Genomic DNA, 858 nt, shown 5'->3' on the forward strand with positions numbered 1-858 from the left:
ACTAAAGCATGCGTTAGTTTCATAAAGGGATTTTAATATTCAACAAACATTAAAATTGAAATGGGTGTAAAAAATAATGCAAAATAAAAAAACTAAGATACACATTTTATTTGGTTTGTTCACTTGTTATAGGGAATATTCCAATTGGTGGAATTTTTAATAGAGAAGCAAATGTGCCTAAAATACTTTTTACTATCTTTACTTGGGGAGCATTAATCTTTGTAACATTATTGATTACACAAAAATCGATATTTGCTAGAAAAGTTTTTGAAGGAGATACCTCTATCCTTATAAAAAAAGGACGTATACAATGGGAGGAGCTAAAAAGAAATCGATTAGATATTGATGAACTTCTCCAATTACTTAGGGCTAAGAAAACTTTTTCGGTAAATGAAGTAGCCTATGCGATATTAGAAAATGATGGTACAGTCAGCGTACTTAAAAAATCAAATTTTTTAAATCCTACAAAGCAAGATTTAAAAATTAAATTAGAAGTAGAGTTCCTTCCTTTAATCATAATAAGTGATGGTCAGATTCGAATACGAGCTCTTCTAGATATAAATAAAGATGAAAATTGGGTACATAATTTGCTTTCTGATGCGAACCTATCGTTAAAACAAGTTTGTTTTGCAGAGTGGGATTCGAAGAAATTGTATATTCATACTTATTAAATATAAAAAATGAACACTGATTAGTACTAATTGGACTATGTTTTGTAAGAGAATATATGATAGAAGGTTAGAAAGGATACTTCTAATGTGAAGTATCCTTTCTAACTTTCATCAAACAATTGACCAATAGATTATTAATAAAAAAGCAGATTTACAACTCATGATCATATTCAACTAAAGCATGCGT

The 858-nt window shown here is 28.6% G+C and carries 1 protein-coding gene; it reads left to right on the forward strand.

What is annotated here, in order from left to right; translation table 11 throughout:
• Positions 1 to 173: 173 nt before the first annotated feature.
• Positions 174 to 671, forward strand: a complete 498-nt coding sequence (locus tag CN514_RS24570; protein WP_176526072.1) for a DUF421 domain-containing protein — start codon at positions 174 to 176, stop codon at positions 669 to 671.
• The last annotated feature ends 187 nt before the right edge of the window (positions 672 to 858 follow it).

Source organism: Bacillus sp. AFS001701 (assembly GCF_002559405.1).
In the GTDB taxonomy this organism is placed as follows: Bacteria; Bacillota; Bacilli; order Bacillales; family Bacillaceae_G; genus Gottfriedia.